Annotated in this window: 18 protein-coding genes; 3 read left to right on the top strand and 15 right to left on the bottom strand. The window is 63.5% G+C overall.

The features are described from left to right. Positions 1–33: 33 nt before the first annotated feature. Entirely contained in the window at positions 34–1,005 is a 972-nt protein-coding gene (locus NKH41_RS06810; RefSeq protein ID WP_352768881.1) for an ABC transporter substrate-binding protein, read from the bottom strand. A 469-nt stretch (positions 1,006–1,474) separates the two neighbouring features. Between NKH41_RS06810 and NKH41_RS06815 the strand changes: the two genes are divergently transcribed. Beyond that, positions 1,475–2,557 (top strand): D-alanine--D-alanine ligase family protein, encoded by a 1,083-nt coding sequence (locus tag NKH41_RS06815; protein ID WP_352768878.1) that lies wholly within the window; start codon positions 1,475–1,477, stop codon positions 2,555–2,557. A gap of 52 nt (positions 2,558–2,609) precedes the next feature. Here NKH41_RS06815 and NKH41_RS06820 read toward each other — a convergent pair whose 3' ends face one another. From NKH41_RS06820 to NKH41_RS06840, 5 genes are all read right to left on the bottom strand, one after another. Beyond that, entirely contained in the window at positions 2,610–3,395 is a 786-nt protein-coding gene (locus NKH41_RS06820) for an SDR family oxidoreductase (protein ID WP_352768875.1), read from the bottom strand. A gap of 8 nt (positions 3,396–3,403) precedes the next feature. Beyond that, complete coding sequence (locus tag NKH41_RS06825) at positions 3,404–4,168, bottom strand: SDR family oxidoreductase (protein WP_352502025.1); 765 nt, start codon at positions 4,166–4,168, stop codon at positions 3,404–3,406. Between the two features lie 125 nt (positions 4,169–4,293). Next, positions 4,294–5,802: a sugar ABC transporter ATP-binding protein gene (locus NKH41_RS06830; RefSeq protein ID WP_352473403.1), complete on the bottom strand. Its 1,509-nt coding sequence runs from the start codon at positions 5,800–5,802 to the stop codon at positions 4,294–4,296. Between the two features lie 33 nt (positions 5,803–5,835). Continuing rightward, positions 5,836–6,774, bottom strand: a complete 939-nt coding sequence (locus NKH41_RS06835) for a sugar ABC transporter substrate-binding protein (protein ID WP_352768872.1) — start codon at positions 6,772–6,774, stop codon at positions 5,836–5,838. A gap of 150 nt (positions 6,775–6,924) precedes the next feature. Next, on the bottom strand, positions 6,925–7,908 hold the full coding sequence (locus tag NKH41_RS06840) for an ABC transporter permease (RefSeq protein ID WP_502895673.1): 984 nt from the start codon (positions 7,906–7,908) through the stop codon (positions 6,925–6,927). A gap of 308 nt (positions 7,909–8,216) precedes the next feature. Here NKH41_RS06840 and NKH41_RS06845 point away from each other — a divergent pair, with 308 nt between their 5' ends. Then, positions 8,217–9,179: a sugar-binding transcriptional regulator gene (locus NKH41_RS06845; protein WP_352473400.1), complete on the top strand. Its 963-nt coding sequence runs from the start codon at positions 8,217–8,219 to the stop codon at positions 9,177–9,179. Here the strand turns inward: NKH41_RS06845 and NKH41_RS06850 are convergent. From NKH41_RS06850 to NKH41_RS06880, 7 genes are all read right to left on the bottom strand, one after another. After that, a complete protein-coding gene (locus NKH41_RS06850) occupies positions 9,176–10,669 on the bottom strand; it encodes a xylulokinase (protein ID WP_352768869.1) in 1,494 nt (497 codons plus the stop codon). The two genes, NKH41_RS06845 and NKH41_RS06850, sit on opposite strands and share 4 nt — an antisense overlap. A 20-nt stretch (positions 10,670–10,689) precedes the next feature. Continuing rightward, a complete protein-coding gene (locus NKH41_RS06855) occupies positions 10,690–12,012 on the bottom strand; it encodes an NAD(P)H-dependent oxidoreductase (protein ID WP_352768866.1) in 1,323 nt (440 codons plus the stop codon). A gap of 214 nt (positions 12,013–12,226) precedes the next feature. Then, complete coding sequence (locus NKH41_RS06860) at positions 12,227–13,333, bottom strand: mandelate racemase/muconate lactonizing enzyme family protein (protein WP_352768863.1); 1,107 nt, start codon at positions 13,331–13,333, stop codon at positions 12,227–12,229. A 50-nt stretch (positions 13,334–13,383) separates the two neighbouring features. Next, positions 13,384–14,109 (bottom strand): GntR family transcriptional regulator, encoded by a 726-nt coding sequence (locus NKH41_RS06865; protein ID WP_352768860.1) that lies wholly within the window; start codon positions 14,107–14,109, stop codon positions 13,384–13,386. 292 nt (positions 14,110–14,401) lie between these two features. Then, entirely contained in the window at positions 14,402–15,556 is a 1,155-nt protein-coding gene (locus NKH41_RS06870) for an efflux RND transporter periplasmic adaptor subunit (protein ID WP_352768858.1), read from the bottom strand. A gap of 16 nt (positions 15,557–15,572) precedes the next feature. Continuing rightward, positions 15,573–18,752 (bottom strand): efflux RND transporter permease subunit, encoded by a 3,180-nt coding sequence (locus tag NKH41_RS06875; RefSeq protein ID WP_352768855.1) that lies wholly within the window; start codon positions 18,750–18,752, stop codon positions 15,573–15,575. Continuing rightward, entirely contained in the window at positions 18,746–19,021 is a 276-nt protein-coding gene (locus NKH41_RS06880; RefSeq protein ID WP_352489531.1) for a hypothetical protein, read from the bottom strand. Before NKH41_RS06880 ends, NKH41_RS06875 begins: the two co-directional genes overlap by 7 nt. A gap of 253 nt (positions 19,022–19,274) precedes the next feature. On the opposite strand from NKH41_RS06880, the gene NKH41_RS06885 reads away from it, so the two are divergent. Continuing rightward, positions 19,275–19,856 (top strand): TetR/AcrR family transcriptional regulator, encoded by a 582-nt coding sequence (locus NKH41_RS06885; protein ID WP_031211029.1) that lies wholly within the window; start codon positions 19,275–19,277, stop codon positions 19,854–19,856. Between the two features lie 548 nt (positions 19,857–20,404). On the opposite strand, the gene NKH41_RS06890 is transcribed toward NKH41_RS06885, so the two are convergent. Then, on the bottom strand, positions 20,405–21,427 hold the full coding sequence (locus NKH41_RS06890) for a LacI family DNA-binding transcriptional regulator (RefSeq protein WP_352473391.1): 1,023 nt from the start codon (positions 21,425–21,427) through the stop codon (positions 20,405–20,407). 59 nt (positions 21,428–21,486) lie between these two features. Then, the gene (locus NKH41_RS06895; protein WP_352473390.1) at positions 21,487–22,281 is read right to left on the bottom strand and encodes an ATP-binding cassette domain-containing protein; all 795 of its coding nucleotides are present in this window, start codon (positions 22,279–22,281) and stop codon (positions 21,487–21,489) included.

Below are 22,281 nucleotides of genomic sequence, written 5' to 3' on the forward strand. Positions count from 1 at the left end.
ACTGGCCGGGTCGTCGCGTTTCCAGTCAGACGGTCACTCGGCCCAGGCTTTCCAGTCGGCTTCGTGGGCGGCGATCCAGGCGGCGGCGACGTCTTCCGGCGTCTTGCCTTCGAGATCGATCTCGCCGCTCATCTTGTTGAGCTCGTCGGTATCGACCGTGTAGTTTTTCGCGACCTTGTAGGCGACCGGCCATTTGTCCTTCATGCCGGCCCAGGAATATTTCCAGATCTCGCCATGCGGCTTGCCGCAGTCATATTTCGCGTCGGGGTTCACACCCCATTTCGGGTCGGTGTAGCACTCGGTCGTATAGTCGGGGAATTCGACCCATTCGCCCTTGTATTTGGCCGGCGCCCAATGCGGCGAATAGATCCACAGCATGATCGGCGCCTTGCGCTGATAGGCCGAGTCCAGTTCGGCGAACATCGCCGCGTCGGTGCCGGCATGGATGACGGTGAAGGGCAGTTTCAGCGCCTCGATGCGTTCATCGTCAAAACCTTCCCATGTCACGGGTCCGCCAAGATAACGCCCCTTCGGCGCGGTTTCGGCCGTCGAGAAGGCCTCGGCGCATTTCGGGTCTTTCAGCGCTTCCCAGTTCGGCAGGCCGGGGCATTTCTCTTTCATATATTCGGGAAACCACCATTCTTCCTTGGCCTTGGGTCCGAGCTTGCCGAGGCGTTCGGTCTGGCCCGTCGCGTCCGAGGCCTTCATCGCCTCGCCGGCCGTCGTGTCCCAGAATTCCAGGCCGACATCGATGTCGCCATTGGTCAGGCCGGTGGTCAGGCTGGAGAGATAGTCGGCGGTCGGATACTCGACGGTATAGCCGAGCTTTTCGAGGATGCCGCCGAGGATCTTGGCGTTCAGATTGACGCTGGTCCAATCGAACAGCGCGATCTTGATCGGGTCGTTGGATTCCGGCGCGGCCGCATAGGCCGAAGATGTCAGTGCGGCTGCGGCAAGTGTTAAGGCTCCCATTGAGAAATTCGAAATCATGCTCCGAAGTGACATGCTTGTTCTCCTGTCAAGCTCTGGTGGAAATTATCGTTAGTTCCCTTCTTGCGTCTTTTTTTGATTGTGTTGGAAAAGCTGGTCGTTGCGCAAGGCCGTAGGCGCCACAATGCTGCCGAAGCGGATGCCGGCGCAAAACGGGGTGGTGCCCAAATTGGTGAAGATGTGGCGGGACCGGCCGCGTCATGACTGCCGAAGGATTGCTGCCAAAGCAGTCATCCACGGATCGATCGCCGGTCTTGAGGGGCAAACCATCAAAGTCCCATGATCTCGGCTGTTGGCTCGGCAACTCGCCCAGAGCCACTTTCATGAGATGAAATTATATATACCAACGGTCATGTCGCGCAACGAATAACGCCGGTGCCAATTTCACGGCCCGTCTTTTTACATGGACCCGCAGATCGGTTCGAAAAAAGCCAAGGTTGCCGGTCATCCCGTATGCGAGCCGCAAGGACAGGATACCTATACAATGCAGCAGACCTCCTCCTTGAACAGACTGCGCATTGCCGTGCTCTTTGGCGGACGTTCCGCCGAGCATGACGTTTCGGTGCTTTCAGCAACCAATGTCATGCGTGCGCTGCTGCCCGCCAAATACGATGCCGTCCCAATCTTCGTCACGCGCGAAGGACAGTGGCTGCTGAGCAGCTTCCAGGATGGTACGCTCGCAAAGCCTGCGGGCGGTTTGGAAGTTTGCCTGGTTCCGGGCGGGCACGGACGGATGATGGCGATCCCGGCCGACGGCACGCCCTATGACCTGCCGAAGATCGACATCCTGTTTCCCGTACTGCACGGCCCTCATGGCGAAGACGGCTCGGTACAGGGGGTGGCCGAGGTGGCTCGGGTGCCGCTCGCCGGCTGCGGCATCCTGGGTTCGGCAACCGCGCTGGACAAGGACATCGCCAAACGGCTCCTGGAAGCGGCGGGGCTGCCAATCGCGCGCTCAGTGACGATCCATGAAGGTGCGGCGCCCGCCCTCGCCACACTGGAAGGCGAGCTCGGCCTGCCGTTCTTCATCAAACCGGCGCGTCAGGGATCGTCTGTCGGCGTCGGAAAAGTCCATGCCAGCCAGGAATTCGATGGAGCGCTTGCTGAAGCCTTCCGGCACGATTGCAAGCTGTTGGCTGAGGAATTCATTCGTGGGCGCGAGATCGAATATAGCGTGTTGGAGGACCCGGCAGGCGACCTGTTCGTCTCGCGGCCAGGCGAGATCGTGCCGGCCGAAAGCCACGATTTCTATAGCTACGATGCCAAATACATCGACGAGAACGGCGCGGCGCTAAGAGTGCCGGCCGATCTGCCGCCGGAGGTCGAGGCAGGCATGCGGGACGTGGCCGCAAGGGCTTTCAGAGCCGTCGGCTGTGACGGGATGGCCCGCATCGACTTCTTTCTGACGCCGGACATGCAGTTCCTGGTCAATGAAATCAACACCATCCCCGGCTTCACCGACATCAGCATGTATTCCAAGGCAATGGCGGCAAGCGGCGTCAGCTATTCCGAAATCATCGACCGGCTCGTGGAACATGGATTGGCTCGGGCGGGCCGAGCAGCCTGAACGCAGCGAAGCGGCATTCATATCCGGTCGATGGTACGTCGGCCCGCGCCGCTCACGACATGATCAGGCCGCCATCGACATTGATGGTCTGGCCGGTGATGTAGGCCGCATCGTCGCTGGCGAGAAAGCTGACCAGGCCGGAGACGTCCTCGCCGCTGCCGGCGCGGCCCATCGGGATGTTCTTCACCCATTCGGCCATCAGCTCGCCGGGCTTGTAGTCGCCCATCAACTTGCCCCATGCGGCATCGTTATAGGCCCACATATCGGTGTCGATGATGCCGGGGCAGATCGCGTTGACGGTGATCTTCTCCTTGGCCACTTCCTTGGCCAGGCTCTGGGTGACGCCGACGACGCCGAATTTCGAGGCCGCATAATGCGGCGTGTAGATAAAGCCCTGCCGCGCCTGGCCGGATGCGGTGTTGATCAGCCGGCCGCCATCGCCATGCTTGCGGATGCGCGCGATCGCCTCCTGGCAGCACAGGAACACGCCCTTGGTGTTGACAGCCATCACCTTGTCCCATTCGGCCTCGGTCATCGCCTCGATCCTGGCGATGGTGATGACACCGGCATTCTGCACGGAGACATCGACGCGGCCGAACTCCTGCTCGGCTAGGTCATAGAGGGCGACGACTTCGTCTTTCTTCGTCACATCCATGCGCAGCGATGCGACCCTGGCGCCCGCAGCCTTGAGATCGGCGGCGACCTCTTCGACGCGCGCGTCGATGGCGCTGACGACGACCGCGGCACCTTCCGCCGCGAAGCGCCTGGCCATTGCCGCGCCGATGCCGCCGCTGGCGCCGGTGATGACCGCCGTTTTTCCCTGGAATCGCTTCTGCATCTTTTCTCCTACCAGCAGACGAAGCCGCCATCGACGATCAGGTCGATCCCGGTGACGAAACTCGAGGCGCGGCTGGCCAGGAACACGGTCGGGCCGACCATCTCTTCCGGCGCCGCCATGCGGCCCATCGGCGTGTCGCGCTCAAAGATCCTGACCTGGTCGGCGACCTCCGGCCGCTTGTTCATCGGCGTCAGCGTGTAGCCGGGGCTGACGACATTGACGCGCAGGCCGCGATCGGCCCATTCCATGGCGAGGCTCTTCGACATGTGGATGACCGCGGCCTTCGACGAATTGTAATGCGCCTGGGTCAGGCCGCGATTGACGATCGAGCCCGACATCGACGCGATGTTGATGATCGAGCCCTTGCGCCGCGTCAGCATGGCGCGGGCCTCGGCCTGGCAGGACAGAAACACGCCGCTGACATTGACGTCATAGAGCTTCTGCCATTTCTCCAGCGACAGCGTCTCTGCCGGCTCAGCTCCGGCGACGCCGGCATTGTTGACGGCGATGGTCAACGCGCCGAGTTCCATCTCCGTACGCTCGATCGCGGCCGCGAGATCGGCCTCTGAAGTCACCGTGCCGTTCAGCACAAGCGCCTTGCCGCCGAGTGCCGTGATCCGGTGCGCGGTCTCCTCCAGCCCGCCTTTCGAGGCGTGGCCGAAGCAGGCTATATCGGCGCCGGCCTCGGCCAGCCCAATGGCGATTGCCTGCCCGATGCCGCTGCCGGCGCCTGTCACAAGTGCCACGTCACCATGAAGGTCGAATAATTTCATCGTCGGTCCCTCTGCTCCAACCGCCGTCCTCCGGAAATAAAGGGGCGCCAACTCTGTTGCTGGCGCCCCGCGCGGTCTGGTGCCCGGGAGGATACCACCTGCTGCGCTTTGTTTCGATGGGCGTCCTAGCTCGTGGCTAGTTCCATCACGGCGATATTGCTTGCTTCGCTGCGGTCGAGAATGCCGCGTTGCCGGCCGCGGCTCAGCACCAGCACGCGATGTGACAGGCCGAGCACTTCCTCGAGGTCGGAGCTCACCACCACCACCGCCATGCCGGAGCGGGCAAGGTCGGCAATGACATCATAGATCGCGGCGCGTGCACCGACGTCGATGCCGCGCGTCGGCTCGTCCAGGATGAACACCTTGGGCGGGCGCGACACCCATTTGGCGATGATCACCTTCTGCTGGTTGCCGCCTGAAAGCTTGCTGACCGCCTGGTTCGGCCGGCCCTTGACGCCAAGCCGGCGAATGCCGGCCTCGGCGAATTTCTGCACCGCCTTCGGAAACACCCAGCCATTCGGCGCCACATGGTCGAAATTGCCGATCGCCAGGTTCTCGCCGATCGTCTGGTCGAGCACCACGCCCTGCGCCTTGCGGTCTTCCGGTACCAGGACGACGCCGGCCTTGATCGCCGCCGCCGGGCCATTGAGATGCACCGGCTTGCCGGCGACGCGCACCGATCCCGATGAGATCGGATCGGCACCGGCGATCGCCCGCACCAGCTCCGTGCGTCCGGCGCCGATCAGCCCGGCAATGCCGAGGATTTCGCCGGCCCGCACTGAAAAGCTGACATTTTGAAAGCTGCGTTCCGGCGAGGACAGGTTCTCGACCTCGAGCAGCGTGTCGTTGCCCGGCGCCGATATCGTAGGGAACATCCGCTCGACACTGCGGCCGACCATTTGCTCGACGACGGTGCGCACCGGAATGTCGGCGCGCTCGTGCCGGGCGACGATGCGCCCGTCGCGCATCACCACCACGCGATCAGCGATCTGGGCGATCTCGTCCAGCCGGTGGCTGATATAGATGAAGGACATGCCTTCCGCCTTGAGCTTGCGGATCTGCTGGAACAGGAGCTCCGTTTCCTCGCCGCCAAGGGCGGCCGTCGGTTCGTCGAAGATCAGCAGCTCGGCATTGAGCGTCAGCGCCTTGGCGATCTCGACCTGCTGCTGGGCGGCGATACGCAGCGTGCGCACCTTGCGCTCGGGCGAGACATCGAGGCCGAGGCGCTTCAACTGGGCCGATGCCCGTGCGTTCATTGCCGCGCGGTCGATGCGGCCGCCACGCATCGGCAGGCGGCCGACATAGACATTTTCGGCGACCGACAGATCGGGCAAGAGCTTCAGCTCCTGGTGGATCATGCCGATGCCGGCGTCGATCGCCGCGGCAGGATTGGCGGGGGAATAAGGGTTCCCCCGCCAGGAGATGGTGCCAGCATCGGGTTTGGTCGAGCCGGCGATGATGTTCGAGACGGTGGACTTGCCGGCGCCGTTTTCGCCAAGCAGCGCCACGACCTCGCCCGGCCGCACCTCGAAGCTCGCATCGGCCAGGACCTGCACCGGCCCGTAGCTTTTGCAGAGGCCGCTGACGACGAGCCCGTTATTGGCGCTGTGCGTGTGGCGAGGATCGGTGGACATCGTTGCGCTCGTCGACTGCCGGACTGGTCTCAATCAGGGATGCTTGGCGATGAACTGCTCGACATTGTCCTTGGTGGTCAGCGTCGCATCCTGCAGTTGTTCGGCGGGAATGGTCTCGCCGGCCACCAGCTTGATTGCTGCGTCGACGGCGAGCCGGCCCATGCCCTGGGTTTGCTGCGTCGCGGTCACGTCGAAGACGCCGTCCTTCAGTGCCTTGAGCGCCGCCACATCGCCGTCGAAGCCGGCAACCCAGACCTTATGGCCGGGATTGGCGACCTTGACCGCCTGCGCCGCACCGAGCGCCAGCGCATCGGCCTGGCCGATGACGATCGACACGTCGGGGTGCGACTGCAACAGATCCTGCGTCAGCTTGAAACCTTCGTCCTGGTGCCAGCCTTCGCTCCACAATTCTCCGACAACCTTGATGTCGGGATAGCCTTTCAGCGCTTCGCCGCAGCCCTTCGAGCGGTCGACTTCGGGCGTCGTGCCCTTCTGGCCGTGGATGATGATCAGCTCGCCCTTGCCGCCGGCCTGCTTGGCGATGTAGTCGCAAACCGCCTTGGCCGATGCCACGCTGTTGGTTGCGATGAAGGTATCGCCGGGCGCGCCATTGGCGTTGCGGTCGACATTGACGACCGGGATGCCGGCAGCCTTGGCGGTCTTGGTCGGCACGGTGGCGGCGGTGGCGCCGGCCGGAATATAGATCAGCGCATCGATGTTCTGCGTGATCAGGTCCTGCACCTGGCTGACCTGAGTCGCCGAATCGCCCTTGGCGTCGACGGTAACGACCTCGATGCCCTTTTCCTTGCCGTAGGCTTCGACGGACTGCTTGATCTGGTTGAAGAAGTCGGCCTGCAGATTGGCGACGGCGAGCCCGAGCTTTTTGGCCTCCTTGGCCGAGGCCATGTCGGACAGGCCAAGCAGCGGGATGACGGCCGCGGCGGCAAGCAGCAATGAACGTTTGGTCAGCATGTTTATTCCTCCGTTGATGTTCAATCTGTCCTGCCCGCGCATCGCGGCGCCCCTTGGCCGAACAACTCCCAGTTTCGGATCACCGATCCGTTTTCGCCCGAATATCGGGGCGAATCTCATTGAGCCCAATTCTTCATTGTGCCCCATTCTTCATTGTGCTCGGCGCCGCCACGTGTCGGTGGCCACCGCCAGCGCGATCACCACGCCGATAACCACTTGCTGGATGAAGGGCGAGACACCGAGCAGGTTCAGCCCGTTGCGCAGCACGCCGATGATGAGGACGCCGATGGCTGTGCCGCCGATCGAACCGACGCCGCCCGACAGGCTGGCGCCGCCGATCACCACCGCCGCGATGGTGTCGAGTTCGTAGCCAAGGCCGGAGCTCGGCTGGACGGAATCGAGCCGGGCGGCAAGCACGATGCCGGCGAGACCGGCCAGCACGGCGCAGATCGCATAGACCCAGTTTGTCAGCGACTTGACCGGTATGCCGGACAGCCGGGCGACTTCGGCGCTGCCGCCGATTGCGTACAGGCTACGGCCGGTAGCGCGATAATTCAGGAAGATCGCGAAAATGACGGCAAGCACGATCATCAGCCCGACGGTGACCGAGAGGAAGCCGAAATGGCGGATTATCGACAGGCTGGTGAACCAGTCGGGAAAGCCGACGATCTGCGAGCCGTCGGTGATCATGTTGGCGAGGCCGCGCGCCACCGACATCATCGCCAACGTGGCGATGAAGGGCGGCAGCTTGGTGACCGTCACCAGCAGGCCCGAAACCAGGCCGCAAAGACCGGCGACGACGAGGGCCGCGGCGATGCCGGCGGGCAGGCCGAGATTGAGATAGTCCGGATGGGCGACGAAGCCCATCACCATGGAAGCCAGCGCCAGCACCGAGCCGACGGACAGGTCGATGCCGCCGATCAGGATGACCAGCGTCATGCCGATCGCCATGATGCCGAGCACGGTGACCTGGTCGAGCACGTTGAGGATGTTGCGGATGGTCAGGAACGTGTCGGTAGTCAGCGAGAGCGCCAGGCACAGCAGAGCCAGCCCGATCAGCGGACCCATGGTTCCGGCAAAGACAGCCGAAAACCTTGCGCCCGCCGTAGCCTGCGCGCCAGAGCCTGCCTTCAACTCGCCTGCCTTCAAATTGCTTGCGTCGTTGCTCACAGCCACTTTGTCTCCTCCACAGCAATCCGGCGCTGCATCACCGGGCCACTTTGTTCACCAGGCCCCTCCCTGTGAACAATTTATCTTTAACATGCAATTTTGTTCAGCTAAACTGTTCGTCGGAAAATTGTCAAGGCCTGCCGCTTCATTCGACGACGGGTTTGCGCTGTCCGCCGGTTTGCCTTACGCAAGGTCTCCGAAATCTTGGGCATTTCGAAGTCGCCGGATTGGAATATCATGAGCAGAGCCGGCGGCTGCGGCAAGGCAAACAGATGACGATCGTAGAGAACGAAAGAGCCCCGCGCTTCCCCGACGCCGAACTCAAGGCCCGCGCCGCCTGGCACTATTATGTCGAGGGTCTTACACAGGAGCGGATTTCCGAAATTCTCGGCGTCGGCCGCATCAAGGTGCATCGCATTCTCTCCGCCGCCCGCGAAGAGGGTGTCGTCCAGTTTCGCATCCGCGACAGCGTCGTCGAATGCGTGATTTTGGAGGAAAGCCTCAAGCAGCGGTTCGGGCTCAGCCAGGCTGTTGTGGTGCCGTCGGCGGCCGACCGAAGCAACGCGCCGCTGATGATCGGCCACGCCGCCGCCGCCTACCTGGCCGACCATGTGAATGCCGGCGATGTCATCGCACTGGGCTGGGGGCGGACACTGAAATTCGCCATCAATGAATTGCCGCGGCGGCCCATCGCCAGGACGACGGTGGTTTCGATGCTTGGCGGCCTCACCCATGCCCAGCCGCTCAACCCGACAGAAAGCGCCTGGGATTTCGCCGAAAAGATCGGTGCGGAGTGCTTCCTGCTGCCGGTGCCGGTCTATGCCGACAGGCCGGAGCAACGCGACGCTTTCATGAGCCAGCGCAGCGTTCAGGACGTCGTCTTCCGTGCACGCCGGGCAAACATCGCCGTGCTCAGCGTCGGCTCGTTTTCCAACGACAGCCCGATCGCCAATTACGGCTTCATCAAGCCAAGCGAACTCGAGGAATTGCAGGCGGCCGGTGCCGTCGGCGATATTCTGTGTCATTTCATCGACGCCGAGGGCCGCCCGGTCGACCACGAGGTCAACCGCCGCGTCTGCGCCTATCCGCTGCAGGATCTGTCGGATATCCCGAGCATCATCCTGGTGTCGGGAGGCAGCGAGAAGGTAGCGGTAATGCGGGCTGCGCTCGCCAACACCAAGGTATCGGTTCTGATCACCGACGAAGACGCGGCCAAGGGCCTGCTCAACCGCTAGATTTCGCCGAGAGCGCTGAGGCGGGTGTGGATGTCGCGCGTCGCCTGATAAAGGTCGCGGTAGATTTCCTTGCGGCTGCGATAGGCGGCGACAAGCCCGTCGACCGGATCGACATGCCTGGTGGGAGCGGCAGCCATTACCTCTGCTGCGGCTTCCGGCGAGGCAAACCAGCCGACAGCCGCTGCCGCCAGCATGGCAGCGCCGAGTGCGGCGGCTTCGTTGACCGGCGAAACCGAGAGCGGCCGCTCGAGCACGCTTGCCATGATCTGCATTAGCAGCGCGCAATTGGTGCCGCCGCCGGCGGCAATCATCGCCGCCGGTCCGCCGGCCTGGGCTTCCATGGCCTCGGTGGCGACGGCCTGCTCGAAGGCGATGCCTTCCAGGACAGCGCGGAAGAGATGCTCCGGCCGGTGATCGAGCGACAGGCCGACAATGGCGCCGCGCGCCGCACCGTCCCAATACGGGCTCATGACGCCGGCCCAATAGGGCATGATGAGCAGGCCCTCGCTGCCCGCGGCAACATTCAGCGCCACTTTCTCCAGCGCAGCGGCTGACGGCGAGCGGGTGGTGCGGACGATCCAGTCGACCAGCTGCATGCCCGAGCGCAGCACGGTCTCAAGCATGAAACCGGAGCCGGTCGGCGAAACCAGCGTTCGAAAGGCGTCCGAGGTTTTCACCTTGCCGGAATAGCAGCCGCTGACCACGCCGGAGCCGAGCGAGAGATAGCTCTTGCCCTCGCCGTAGACGCCCATGCCGAGACCCATCGCCTGGCCGTCCCCAGCGCCGGCAACGACCGGCGTGCCGGCCCTCAGGCCGGTCAGCTGCGCTATGCTTGCGGAAAGACTGCCGCAGCCCACGCCTGGTGCGACCAGCTCGGGCAATTGCTTCATCTGCAGTCCGGCGGCCGCAACGAGGCGGGGATGCCAGGTACCCTTCTCGACGTCGAGCAGCCCGAGGGGATCCGCACTTGCGGTGCTGGTGACCAATCGCCCGGTCAGCCGCTGGACGAAGAAACCGTGCACGTCGACCAGTGCCGCTGCCTGGCGAAGCACTTGCGGCTGGTGCTCGGCAAGCCAGGCAATAGCGTAGAGCGCCGGCGTCGGGTCCGGCGGCTTGCCGCTCCAGTCGCGGATCGCCTCGCGGCCGAGTTCGGCCGAAAGCCTGATAACTTGCGGCCGGGCGCGTTCGTCCAGCCACAGGATTGCCGGCATGAGTGCTTTGCCGGCGCTGTCCACCAGCGTGAAGGTCTCTCGCTGGTGAGCGATGCAAACCGCCGCCACCCGCGCAGCGCCGACCGCCTCGGTGACCTGCTTCAATGCGCCAAGCAGCGCCGTCCACCACTGTTCGGCCTCCTGCTCGAAATGGCCGGGCTTCGGATTTGAAAGCGGATAGGTCTCGCGCGCCTGGAACAGCTCCTCGCCGGCACGGGTGAAGGCAATCGCCTTCACGGCCGTGGTCGAGGCGTCGATCCCGATTACGACATCGTCCATCAGGCGGAGATCCGGCGGGGTCAGGCTGCGTTTGTAACGAACCGTCCGTCCGACTGGTCGAGACGGCGGCGGATCTGGGTTATCACCATCGAATCGTCGGGTACACAATTTTCATAGGTCAGGAAGTCGCCGGTCTTGAGCGGCTTGACCACCTTGGCGCGTTCGGCAAGGCCGAGCGGCAGGGCGCCACGGGCGCGCGCATCCCCCCAGGTCATGGCGAAGCCGCGATAGTCGTTCTCGCCGATCATGCCGAGCGACTGGCCAACGCCAAGATCGCTCTTGGCGACCGCGACCGCCTCGGCCACAGGATGGTCGAGCGGCTCCATGTCGGCCCGCTTATAGACCACGGCGCGCGCCGCCGACAGCGGCACTTCCAGGCTGGTCAGATGATAGGGCCGGAAGATCGTGAAATAGGGGCCCTTGCCGACCTTGAGGTCGATCATGCGCTCCAGCACACGCGGGTGCCGGGTCTCGATGATGCAGAACACGCCGGGCGCCACACCCTTGCCGATCGAGTAATCGACAACGCCCTTGCGGTGCAGCACGCCGCCATCCTCGCGTGGGCAAAGCACGCTTGCGAGCTCCTCCAGCGTCGCGGTCGGGCCGTGCATTCCTGGCACATCGGGCACCAGCCCGGTCGCATTGGCGATCGCCACCATCTCGATCGCCGTCTTCGAGCCGTCGACGAATTCGACCAGCATGCGCGCATTCATGTTGCGCTCGGCCGCCTCCTTCTCGTAGTCGGCCGGCATGGCGTCGATCTTCAGCGGATTGTTCTTGCCCTTGCCGGCGGCGATGATGTTGAAGCCGAGGCTCTTGGCAAAGCCGATGATCTCCAGTGTGCAGGCCGGCTCGTCGCCGGCCGCACCGGTATATACGACGCCGGCCTTACGCGCTTCGTCCTTGAGGAAGCGGCCGATGGTGATATCGGCCTCGACATTGAGCATGACGATGTGCTTGCCGTTCTTCATCACTTCCAGCGCGAACAGCGTGCCGATATTGGGATTGCCCGTCGCGTCGATGATGACGTCGATCCGGCCGGCCGCCGCCAGCGCATGCAAATCTTCGGTCACCGCGATCTTGCCGGCCTCGATGGCGCGGTCGATCGCGCCCGCATTGCCGGCTTGGACGATGTCGGAACGGTCATGGCCAGCGAGCAGCGCCGCGTCGATCGCTGCCTGCGGCCTGACTTCGGAAATAGCGCCGATCCGCATGCCCGGCATCAGCGCGACCTGGACGACGATGTCGGTGCCCATCTGCCCGGCGCCGGCAAGCCCGATGGTGATCGGCCCCTGCTGTTCAGCGCGCTGCAGAAGTTCCGCTGCAAATTGCGGATGGGACATGTCGCTTCCTCCAGTTCCTGACGCGCCGCAGCGTCCAAATCAACGTTTTGAACATTTCTATTTGCAAATGAAAAATATTTCAACCGGCAATTGGGCATTGTCGTTCTGCAATCGGCCGAAGACGATTGGATGAGCGGTCAATCCACACGGCCGTGCCTCCGCAGTTAGAAGGACGCGGCATATTCAGCTTGATTGAGTGCAGCCTTATTGCAGCTCAGCTGCCGATTTCGAAGAAGGGCGCACCAAGCAGGCCGGGAACGACATCGATGCCGAGGCCCGGCCCATCCGGAATGCCCATACGGCTTCCCGAAACCGGCGGCATGTTGGATGCGGTGCGCACCGTCACCCATTCGTGAAAGGCGATGGCGTGCAGCCGGCGCTCCTCCGGCGTCGACAGCGACAGATGCGCCATAGCCGATGTGTCGATCTCGGCGCCGCCAGTGTCCTCGACCGTGATCATGAAGCCGAGGTCGACGGCAAGGTCGCGGATCTGGCGCGTTTTGGTGACGCCGCCGAGGCGTGAGATCTTCAGCGTCAGCCCGTCGGCCGCGCCCTTGCGATGGATATCGAGCATATCATCAAGCGAGGCGACGGATTCATCGAGCACCATCGGCTTGTCGAGCGAGCGGCGCACCGACAGGCATTCGTCGATCGTCGTGCAGGGCTGCTCGAACGTGTAGTCGATGGTGCGCGTTGCATCCACGAACTGGCGCGCCTGGTAAGGGGTCCAGCCGGCATTGGCGTCGCAGAAGATGACGGTGCCCTTCGGCACCGCGGCGGCAACGGCTGTGACGCGTTCGATGTCGTCATGGACGTTGCCGCCGACCTTGACCTGCAGCCGATGAAAGCCGTCCTTGACGATGCGCTTGGCGAGTGCGGCCATCGCGTCGACCGTGCCGTGGGTGACGACTTTGTAGAGTTCGGCCGTCACGCTCTCGCGTCCGCCGAGCAGGGTGACCAGCGGCACGTCGGCGGCGCGCGCCGCAAGATCCGAGCACGCCATGTCGAGCGTCGACTTGATGTAGGGATGGCCCTTGAACACCGTGTCCATCAGCCTGTTGATACTGGCAAGCCCGCGTGGGTCTTGGCCAATGAGATGCGGCGCGATCTCGACGACACCGGCGCGAGTACCCGCAGCGAAGGCAGGCGAATAGAAATTGCCAAGCGGCGCCATCTCGCCCCAGCCGGTGAGGCCGCTGTCGGCGGTGACGGCGACGATCACCGCGTCGAACGCATCCGCGACACGCCCCTTGGACATACGGTAAGGCCCGTCAACGAAAGGCTGTACGACATGGTAGGCCTTGATGGTTTTGATCTGCACGTGTTCTGTCCGTTGTCTGTGTTCCGGGATGTCCGTCAAATTTGTCGGGCTCAGCCGCCTTTAGGTCGGCCGGCACGATCGGCGCCGGCGCCCTTTGAGCCGCGCTGTTCCAGCCCGCGCGCATAGGCGAGCAGTTCCTCGAAATCGAAATCGATATGCTCCTTGGCATGGCGCTGGGCGGCGGGCATGTCGGTGCCCTTGAGCAGCTGCACATAGGTCTCGTGGACGTCTTCGGCAGGCACCGGCTCGTTGCGCGCCCGCTGGTGCAACGCAAAATACATCTGCAGCCGGCTGGTCAGCCGTTGCCACGTTTCAAGCAGCACCGAATTGTCGGCCCATTCGTGGATCAGGCCATGCAGTTGCAGCGCCGTTTCGATCTGCCGCGTCGTGTCCAGGTCGCGCGTCGCCTGCTTCACCGCCGCATGGCGCCGGTCAAGCTCGTCGAAGAAGCGCTGGTCGCGAAGCGGCCAGGTCCGCGCGATGGCGAACTCGTCGAGCACCTTGTTGAGCGAATAGGCATCGTCGATGTCCTTGGCGGTGACGTCGATGACGAAGGTTCCGGCGTAGGGAATGCTGGTCAGGATGCCTTCCTGCACCAATTCGCGCATCGCCTCGCGCAGCGGTGCGCGGCTCACCCGCATCTGCTCGGAAATCCTGAGTTCGTTGAGCTTCTGCCCCGGTTCCAGCTGGCCGGTCAGGATCGCCCGCCGGAGCAGCGCGACGATCTCGGCCCTGCGTGTCGTATCCGCGATCGGACTGAAATCCAGCTTTGCCATTCGGCTGCTCCAGGGAACCGAAATCAAGACAAGCAGATTGTCGACAATCTAACAAGAGGCGGGTTGTGGATTCTTGACTTCCGCTTGGCCGGCGGCTTGCGGCGCCGGCAAGGCCGTCAGGCCGCACGGCCGCAAAAACCGACCCGTTCTTCATCGCTGAACATCACACCGGCTTCTCGAAGCCGGCGTACGTTGCGTTTTCCCCAAGGAATTGCGTAGAACGAAACATAGCAAAACGGCGCCCTTGGCGTGGGAGCCGAGGGCGCCGCGGAACCGGGCCTGATGGGGGTTATCAGGTGGCCGGTTTCTCGGGCAACGGCGAGACCGGCATTCCCGGGCCGATCTTCTGCAGATTGCCGGTAATCACCCGGTCGCCTTCGGCCACACCGCTCAAGATGGCGACCTGATCGCCATTGGTCGGTCCGAGCGAAACGATACGCTGGTCGACCGTGTTGTCCTTGCCGACGACATAGAGATATTTGCCGAGCTGGCCTGAGCCGAGTGCCGTCTGCGGTACCATCAGCGCATCGGGCTGCTCTTTGACGTGCAGCCGGACGCGGACATATTGGCCGGGCAGCAGCGTGAACTTGCCGTTGCCGACCGTCGCCCGTGCCGTGATCGTGCCGGTCGATCGATCGATCGTGTTGTCCATGAAGGTAAGATTGCCCTTCTGGCGCGGTTCCGTTTCACCGGGAAGCAGGACGTCGACACTGATCGGTCCCGCGGCCCGGGCTTCCTCGATCTGTGTCAGGTCCGTTTCGCTCGGATTGAAGGTGACGTAGATCGGATCGAGCTGCACCAGCGAATTGAGCACGGTGCCGGCAACGCTGACCAGCGTTCCAACGGAAGCCTGGCTGCGTCCGATGCGTCCCGCGAACGGGGCACGGATTTCGGTATAGCTCAAATTGAGCTCGGCGGTCCGCAAGGCCGCTTGGTTCACGGCGAGCGAGGCCTGAGCCTCACGCAAGGTGCTGGTGCGCTGGTCGAACACGTCCTTGGCGAGATAGCCGCTCTTGGCGAGTTCGCTGCCGCGCCCGAGATTGGAGCGCGCATAGTCGAGTGTTGCCGTGTCGCGCTGGATAAGCGCCTTCGCCTGCTCGAGGGCAGCCTGAAAATCCTCCGGCGCGATCTTGTAGAGAAGGTCGCCCTTCGCAACGTCGCTGCCGTCGGTGGCGACCTGCTCCTGCAGATAACCCGGCACGCGCGCCTGCAGCGTGATGCTGCGGATCGGCTCCACCCGGGCGGCGTAGTCGAGATAGATCGGGATCGTCTTCTTGACGACGCTCACCACCGGCACCGGCATGACAAAGGCTTCCGGCTTGGGTGTCGCCGCCCCGGCTGTGCCCGCGTTGAGGCTGAGGCTGCCCATGTCGAGCAGGTGAACGCTCGCCACCGAAATCGCCCCAAGGGCGACGGCCGTTCCCAGCGCGATTTTCCATTTACGCATGATCAATTCTCCAGTCCTATTCGGCGGCTTCGGCCAATGGCTCGAAGGCGGGTTCGGCAGTTGGTTGTTCGGTCGCTTCGGAAACCGGTTCGCTCTCGCTGCGGCGCTCGCGCAGCTGCTCGATCACCGCATAGAAGACCGGCACGAACACCAGCGACAGGATCGTCGCCGCGACCATGCCGCCAAAGACGGTGGTGCCGATCGACTGCCGGCTTGCGGCACCTGCACCTGTAGCGAACATCAGCGGCAGCACGCCGAGGATGAAGGCGAAGGCGGTCATCAGGATCGGTCGCAGCCGAAGCCGCGCCGCTTCCATCGCGGCGTCGACGATGCTGAGGCCTTCTTCGCGCCGGCGCCGGGCAAACTCGACGATCAGAATCGCGTTCTTGGCCGCCAGTCCGATCAGCATGACGAAGCCGATCTGCGAATAGACATCGATCTGCATGCCACGCAGCCAAAGCACGACGAACGCACCGAACAGTGCGAGCGGCACCGCCAGCAGCACCATGAACGGCATCGCCCAGCTCTCATATTGCGCGGCGAGGATCAGGAAGACGAAGACGATCGCGAGACCAAAGACCACGGATGCGATCGATCCCGCCTTGAGCTCCTGATAGGTGATGCCGGTCCATTCGTAGCCGAAATCTCTCGGCAACGCCGTGGCAGCGGCACGTTCCATCGCCGCCACCGCCTGGCCGGACGAAAAGCCGGGCGCGGCGCCGCCATTGATCAGGGCCGACGCATTGTTATTGTAATGCGGCACGGTCTCGGGGCCGACGATCGGCACAAGCTTGCCCAGCGTGCTCAGCGGCACCATCCCACCCGAGGCATTGCGGACATAGAGCCGCGAAATGTCGGCCGGACCGGCGCGAGAGTCCTTGTCGGCCTGGATCGTCACCCGGAAGGTGCGGCCGAACAGGTTGAAATCGTTCACATAGAGCGAGCCGAGATAGATCTGCAGCGTATTGAACACGTCCGGCAGGTTGAGCCCGAGCAGCTTCGCCTTGGCGCGATCGAGATCGTAGTTGAACTGCGGCGTCGAGGTCGAGAACGACGAGAACAATTGCTGCGGGTTGAGCTCGGGCTGCTTGCGCGCCTCGGCAATCACCGCTTGCGTCGCATCGTTGAGCGCCACGCTGCCGCGGCCGGTCAGGTCCTCGACCTGGAACTCGAAGCCACCGGTGGTGCCGATGCCCGGGATCGACGGCGGGTCGAAACTCAGCGCAAAAGCCTCCGGAATTTGCAGCAGCTTGTTGCGCACATCGGCGACGAGCTTCGAGGCGCTCTGGTCGGGGCCGCGTTCGTCCCATGGCTTCAGGATGGCGAATTCGACCGCCGAGTTCGACTGCGCGGCGCTGGTCAGGAAGTTCAAGCCGCTGATCGAGCCGACGATGTCGACGCCGGGCGTGTTCTGCAGGATGTCGCGTGCCTTTTGCGCCACCGCGTCGGTGCGTTCCAGCGAGGCCCCGTCGGGGAGCTGGATGACGACGAAGAAATAGCCCTGGTCCTCGACCGGAAGGAAGGTCGAGGGCAGGCGCTGCCAGACGAAATAGGTCGCGACAAGTCCGGCCGCGAACACGCCAAGCATGATCCAGCGCAGGCGGATGAGAATGCGCACACCATTCGCATAGGCATGCGCCAGCCGTTCGAAGCCCATGTTGAACCAGCGGAACAGCACGAACTGTGTTTCCGGCCGGTGGCGCAGGAAGGCAGCGCTGAGCGACGGGGTAAGCGTCAGCGAGACGAAGGCCGAGATGCCGAAGGAGATCGCCACAGTCAGGGCGAACTGGTTGTAGAGCCGGCCGGACACGCCGGGAATGAAGGCAACCGGCACGAACACAGCCATCAGCACGGCGGTCGTGGCGATGATCGGGCCGGTAACCTCTGCCATCGCGGTACGCGTGGCAGCCAGCGGTTTGAGGCCGGCCTCAAGTTGGCGTTCGACATTCTCGACCACGACGATGGCGTCGTCGACTACGAGGCCGATCGCCAGCACCATGCCGAGCAGGCTGAGCATGTTCAGTGAGAAGCCAAGCATATGCATGACGGCCAGCGTCGCCACCAGCGACACCGGAATTGCGATCGTCGGGATGATCGTGGTGCGCCAGCTTTGCAGGAAGATGAACACCACAGCGACGACCAGGACCAGCGCTTCGCCGAGCGTGATCAGCACGTCGTGCATTGAGGCCGAAACGAAACGTGTCGTATCGTAATGCATGGCGTAGCTGACGCCCTTCGGGAAACGGGCCGACAGCTCCTGCATCTTGTCCTTGACACGCTGCTGCAGATCGAGCGCGTTGGAGCCCGGCATCTGGTAAACCGCGAGCACCACCGTCGGGTCCTTGCCGAAGAACGCCGACGACGAATATTGCAGCGCGCCGAGCTCGATGCGCGCAACGTCGCGCAGCCTGACCAGCGAGCCGTTGGCGGTATTGGCCCGCACGACGATATCGCCGAACTCCTTGGGATCGCTCAGCCTGCCGATGGCGTTGACCTGCATCTCGAAGGCAGTGCCGGCCGGAGCCGGCGATTGCCCGATCTTGCCGGCCGCCACCTGGACGTTCTGCTCGGCGACGGCGTTCTGCACGTCGACGGCAGTAATGCCGAGATTGGCTAGCTTGTCGGGGTCGAGCCAGATGCGCATCGAATAGCGCCGCTCACCGAAGATCTGCACGTCGCCGACGCCGGGCAGGCGCTTCAGCGGATCGACCACCTGCAAGTAGGCGAGATTGCTCAGCGCGACCGGGTTGACGGAACCGTCCGGCGAGGTGAGGTCGACGATCAGGACGAAGTTCGGGTTCTGCTTCTTGATCGTCACGCCGCCCTGATTGACGATGGCCGGCAATGAGGAAGCCGCCTGCGAAACGCGGTTCTGGACGTCGACGGCCGCCGTGCTCAGATCGTAGCCGACGTCGAAGGTGATGGTGATCGTCGAGGAGCCGTCATTGGAGCTCGACGACGACATATAGGTCATCCCCTGGACGCCGTTGATCTGCTGTTCGAGCGGCGTCGTCACCGTGTCGGCGACGACCTGCGCGCTGGCGCCCGGGTAATGGGCGCTGACCACGACCTGGGGCGGCGTGATGTCGGGAAACTGCGAGACGGGCAGGAGGAAATAACAGATCGCTCCGGCGAGCACCATGATGATGGCGATCGCCGACGCAAAGATCGGACGATGAATGAAGAAGTTTACCATGAGATGCACGCCTCGCCCGATGCTCTGGCCCGGCCAAACGCCCTGGCCACCCTGGACAGCCGCCGGCTGCGCGTTGAGCCGGAATCTTCGAGAAAGCCGAAATCTTCCACAAGGCGGCGCGGCGCATTGCGGCGCTCGGCCTGCTCATCCGCCAGCGCACGCAGCATCGCCTCGAACGACCGCGGGTCGACGCGGTCGGCCTTCATCAGCATGCGGATCATCGGGTCCCTCACGACTTCATCGATCGTCAGATCATTGCGCTGCGACATCGAAGCGGCTCCTGGTTTTTGGCGATCCGCGGTAAGCCGCGGATCGGGTGTTTTCTTGCTCGCCGGCCGAGGCCGTGAGGTGCGGTTCGTCCCCTTGCCGATCGGGGCGGGGTTGATGGCCGGCACTTGCGAGTTTGACATGATGCAATGCGGGTGTTACAGGTAAGTAACATCTCTAACGTTACAGACCGGTAACACCCTAGTCAAGAGGTGCACCGAGGGAATTTCGGGAAACGCAATCACGGAGGTTTTGATGACAGACGGTGTTGTGGAGCGTGTTCGCCCCCGGGACAGGATCCTGGAGACGGCACGGGACATGTTTCACAAGCATGGCATTCGCGGCGTCGGCATCGACGCCATTACCGAGGCCGCCGGCACCAACAAGATGACGCTCTACCGGCATTTCGAGTCCAAGGACGACCTGATCATCGAATGTCTGCGGGCGACCGCTTGCAGCGCCAACGCGATGTGGGAAAAGTTCGAGGCCGAGAATCCGGGCGACAAGCTGGCGCAGCTACATGCCTGGGTCCGGATGGCGGCCGATTGCCTGATGTCGGATCGTCGCGGTTGCGACATGGCCAACGCCGCCATCGAGCTGAGCGAGGCCGATCATCCGGCAAGGCAAGTGATCAAGGAACTCAAGGAAGCGCAGCGCGAGCGGCTGGTCTCGCTGTGTCGCGATGCCGGCATCGGACAGGCCGAGCTTCTTGCGGACACGCTGTCGCTGTTGCTCGAGGGCGCCCGCGTCAGCCTGCAAAGCGTCGGCGCCGAGGGCCCGAGCGCGCAGTTCGTCCGCATGGCGGAAGGCCTGATCACGTCTTTCAGGGCCAGATAGTCTCGCAAGCGGCGAAACGATACGTGGCGTTTCGATTGCGGGCCGCGCCGCCGGGTGATGTCTCGTCCCATTGCGATGTGCCATCTCGCGTCTCCTGTGCCGATCCTCCGCACCATGGCCGGCGCGGCGTTGATTGCTGGTCGTGAGGCAGGATAGGGCCGCCGGCGAACCGGTGAGAGTGACAAGTGTGACAGGATTCTGCCCGACAAGCCGCGGCGGTCGCAGCGAAGCTCATCGATCCGCGGATCAGCAAACGTGTCCGGTGCTGTCCCGACCGCAAGCATTGGCCGCTATCCCGGAGCTGGAACAAAAAAAGCCCGCTGCCGGAAGGAGGTGGCAGCGGGCTCGATTTCGAATACGGCACGGGAGGAGGTGTACCGCACTCAGCGTCGGCATCGCATCTGGGAGGAGTAGATGGCCGACACCTGCGAAACTATCGATTGCCCAATGATTCGGCAACCACAAAAGTTGCATAGGTGATGTGCAGATTTGCGGTATCAACCGAATTTTAACGATCGAGGCCCGAGCGACCATCGCCTCGCGCGACATCACTGCACCGGGACATTTTCCTTGAAGATCAGGCGCGGCTCGATGAATTTCCGCGTCAGATAGGGCGCCGACGAGGCGATCGAGCCGAGCAGGCGAATGACCGACTGTTCGGCGATCAGCCGCGCATTCTGGTCGATGACGACGTCGAGCAGATCGTCGACGAGGTAGCCGCGCGTCTCGCGCGTCAGATCATGGCAGATGAACACCGGCTTCGTCTGCGGCCTGACTTCGAGCAATGCTTTTGCCACGCCCGAGCGCCCGGCGCCGATACAGTAGATGCCGAGCAGCTCCGGCTCGCTGTGCAGCGCCTTCATGGTCGCGGTATAACTGGCCTCCGGCTCATCGTTGATCTCAACGGCGCTTGTGACCGTCAGGTTGGGGAACTCCTCGCCGAGCACGGAGCGAAAGCCCATCTCGCGTTCCTCATGGCCGCGGTAGGAGCGTGAACCGACGACCATCGCCAGATGGCCCTGGCGGCCGCCGAGGAACCGTCCCATCAGCAGCGCCGCCGTACGGCCGGCCACCCGGTTGTCGATGCCGACATAGGCCGAGCGGGGCGCGCCAGGAACATCGGACACCAGTGTGACCAGGCGGATGCCGGCCTCGACGATCTCGCGCAAGATGTTGCGCGTTCTCGGGTGATCGATGGCAATGACGCCGACACCGTTCGCCTTGAGCGAGAGGTTTTCGACGGCCGCCTGCAAGGCACTCGGCGAGATGCCGGCGAGCTTGTGGATGCGGCAGGAGGCGACCAGCGGCAGGCGCGCCGCATAATCCTCGATGTGCCTGGCCAGATCGGCCATGAAGGCATTGCTGCCTATCGGCAGGAAGAATTCGAGATGCGCCGGCCGCGACGGCAACGCGACCTGGTCGACGACCGGCAGATAGCCGAGCTGCTTGGCCGCCTCCATCACGCGCTGCCGGTTGGCGGCACTGGCCCCCGGCCGGTTGTTGAGCACGCGGTCGACCGTCGCGGTCGACAGGCCGCAGCTCCTGGCAATATCCGAAACGGTGGCTTTCATGTCGCAACCATGTGGCGATGCGATCCAGTGCCTCGACGATCAGCCCGACCCCCGGCTGCTCAGCCGGGCCGTTGCGTGCCCTCGACCAGCGCGTCATGGATCTCCTTGTCCGACATGCCGGTGATGACGCGTTCGACTTCGGCGACGCTGGTCTTCTTCGGGTCAATATCGTCGGCGACCACCTTACCGCGGCGCATGACGACGATGCGGTCGACCACCTGGAAGACATGATGGATGTTGTGGGCGATGAAGATGCAGGAATGGCCGGAATCGCGGGCGCTGCGCACGAAGCTCAGCACGCCTTGCGTTTCGGCGACGCCGAGATTGTTGGTCGGCTCGTCGAGGATGATGAGGTCGCTGTCGAAATGCATGGCGCGCGCAATCGCCACCGCCTGCCGCTCGCCACCGGAGAGCGAGCCGATCGGCGTCGTCGGCGGGATGTTCTTCGAGATGCCGACCTGCTTGAGCAGGTCGCGGGCAACCACGTTCATTGCCTCCTGGTCCATCCGATTGAGGAAGCGCGGCGGCTTGATCGGCTCGCGCCCGAGAAACAGGTTGCGGGCGATCGACAGCTGCGTCACTAGCGCCGAGTCCTGGTAGATCGTCTCGATGCCATGCGCGATGGCGTCGCTGGTAGTGCGCAAATTCACCTTCTTGCCGCGGATGAAGATATCGCCGCTGGTCAGCGGGACCGCGCCCGACAGCACTTTGATCAGCGTCGACTTGCCGGCGCCGTTGTCGCCGAGCAGGCCGACGATCTCCCTTTCGTTGACATGGAAATTGGCATCAACCAGCGCCTGCACGCGGCCATAGGACTTGCGGATATTTTCCATGCGGACAAGCGGTTCGGCCAT

The organism is Mesorhizobium sp. M1169 (assembly GCF_040318345.1).
Classification (GTDB): domain Bacteria; phylum Pseudomonadota; class Alphaproteobacteria; order Rhizobiales; family Rhizobiaceae; genus Mesorhizobium.

Bases quoted from the DNA above. Each gene is read 5' to 3' on its own strand.
- NKH41_RS06810 (WP_352768881.1), bottom strand. From the start codon at position 1,005: ATGTCACTTCGGAGCATGATTTCGAATTTCTCAATGGGAGCCTTAACA.
- NKH41_RS06815 (WP_352768878.1), top strand. From the start codon at position 1,475: ATGCAGCAGACCTCCTCCTTGAACAGACTGCGCATTGCCGTGCTCTTT.
- NKH41_RS06820 (WP_352768875.1), bottom strand. From the start codon at position 3,395: ATGCAGAAGCGATTCCAGGGAAAAACGGCGGTCATCACCGGCGCCAGC.
- NKH41_RS06825 (WP_352502025.1), bottom strand. From the start codon at position 4,168: ATGAAATTATTCGACCTTCATGGTGACGTGGCACTTGTGACAGGCGCC.
- NKH41_RS06830 (WP_352473403.1), bottom strand. From the start codon at position 5,802: ATGTCCACCGATCCTCGCCACACGCACAGCGCCAATAACGGGCTCGTC.
- NKH41_RS06835 (WP_352768872.1), bottom strand. From the start codon at position 6,774: ATGCTGACCAAACGTTCATTGCTGCTTGCCGCCGCGGCCGTCATCCCG.
- NKH41_RS06845 (WP_352473400.1), top strand. From the start codon at position 8,217: ATGACGATCGTAGAGAACGAAAGAGCCCCGCGCTTCCCCGACGCCGAA.
- NKH41_RS06850 (WP_352768869.1), bottom strand. From the start codon at position 10,669: ATGGACGATGTCGTAATCGGGATCGACGCCTCGACCACGGCCGTGAAG.
- NKH41_RS06855 (WP_352768866.1), bottom strand. From the start codon at position 12,012: ATGTCCCATCCGCAATTTGCAGCGGAACTTCTGCAGCGCGCTGAACAG.
- NKH41_RS06865 (WP_352768860.1), bottom strand. From the start codon at position 14,109: ATGGCAAAGCTGGATTTCAGTCCGATCGCGGATACGACACGCAGGGCC.
- NKH41_RS06870 (WP_352768858.1), bottom strand. From the start codon at position 15,556: ATGCGTAAATGGAAAATCGCGCTGGGAACGGCCGTCGCCCTTGGGGCG.
- NKH41_RS06875 (WP_352768855.1), bottom strand. From the start codon at position 18,752: ATGGTAAACTTCTTCATTCATCGTCCGATCTTTGCGTCGGCGATCGCC.
- NKH41_RS06880 (WP_352489531.1), bottom strand. From the start codon at position 19,021: ATGTCGCAGCGCAATGATCTGACGATCGATGAAGTCGTGAGGGACCCG.
- NKH41_RS06885 (WP_031211029.1), top strand. From the start codon at position 19,275: ATGACAGACGGTGTTGTGGAGCGTGTTCGCCCCCGGGACAGGATCCTG.
- NKH41_RS06890 (WP_352473391.1), bottom strand. From the start codon at position 21,427: ATGAAAGCCACCGTTTCGGATATTGCCAGGAGCTGCGGCCTGTCGACC.
- NKH41_RS06895 (WP_352473390.1), bottom strand. From the start codon at position 22,281: ATGGCCGAACCGCTTGTCCGCATGGAAAATATCCGCAAGTCCTATGGC.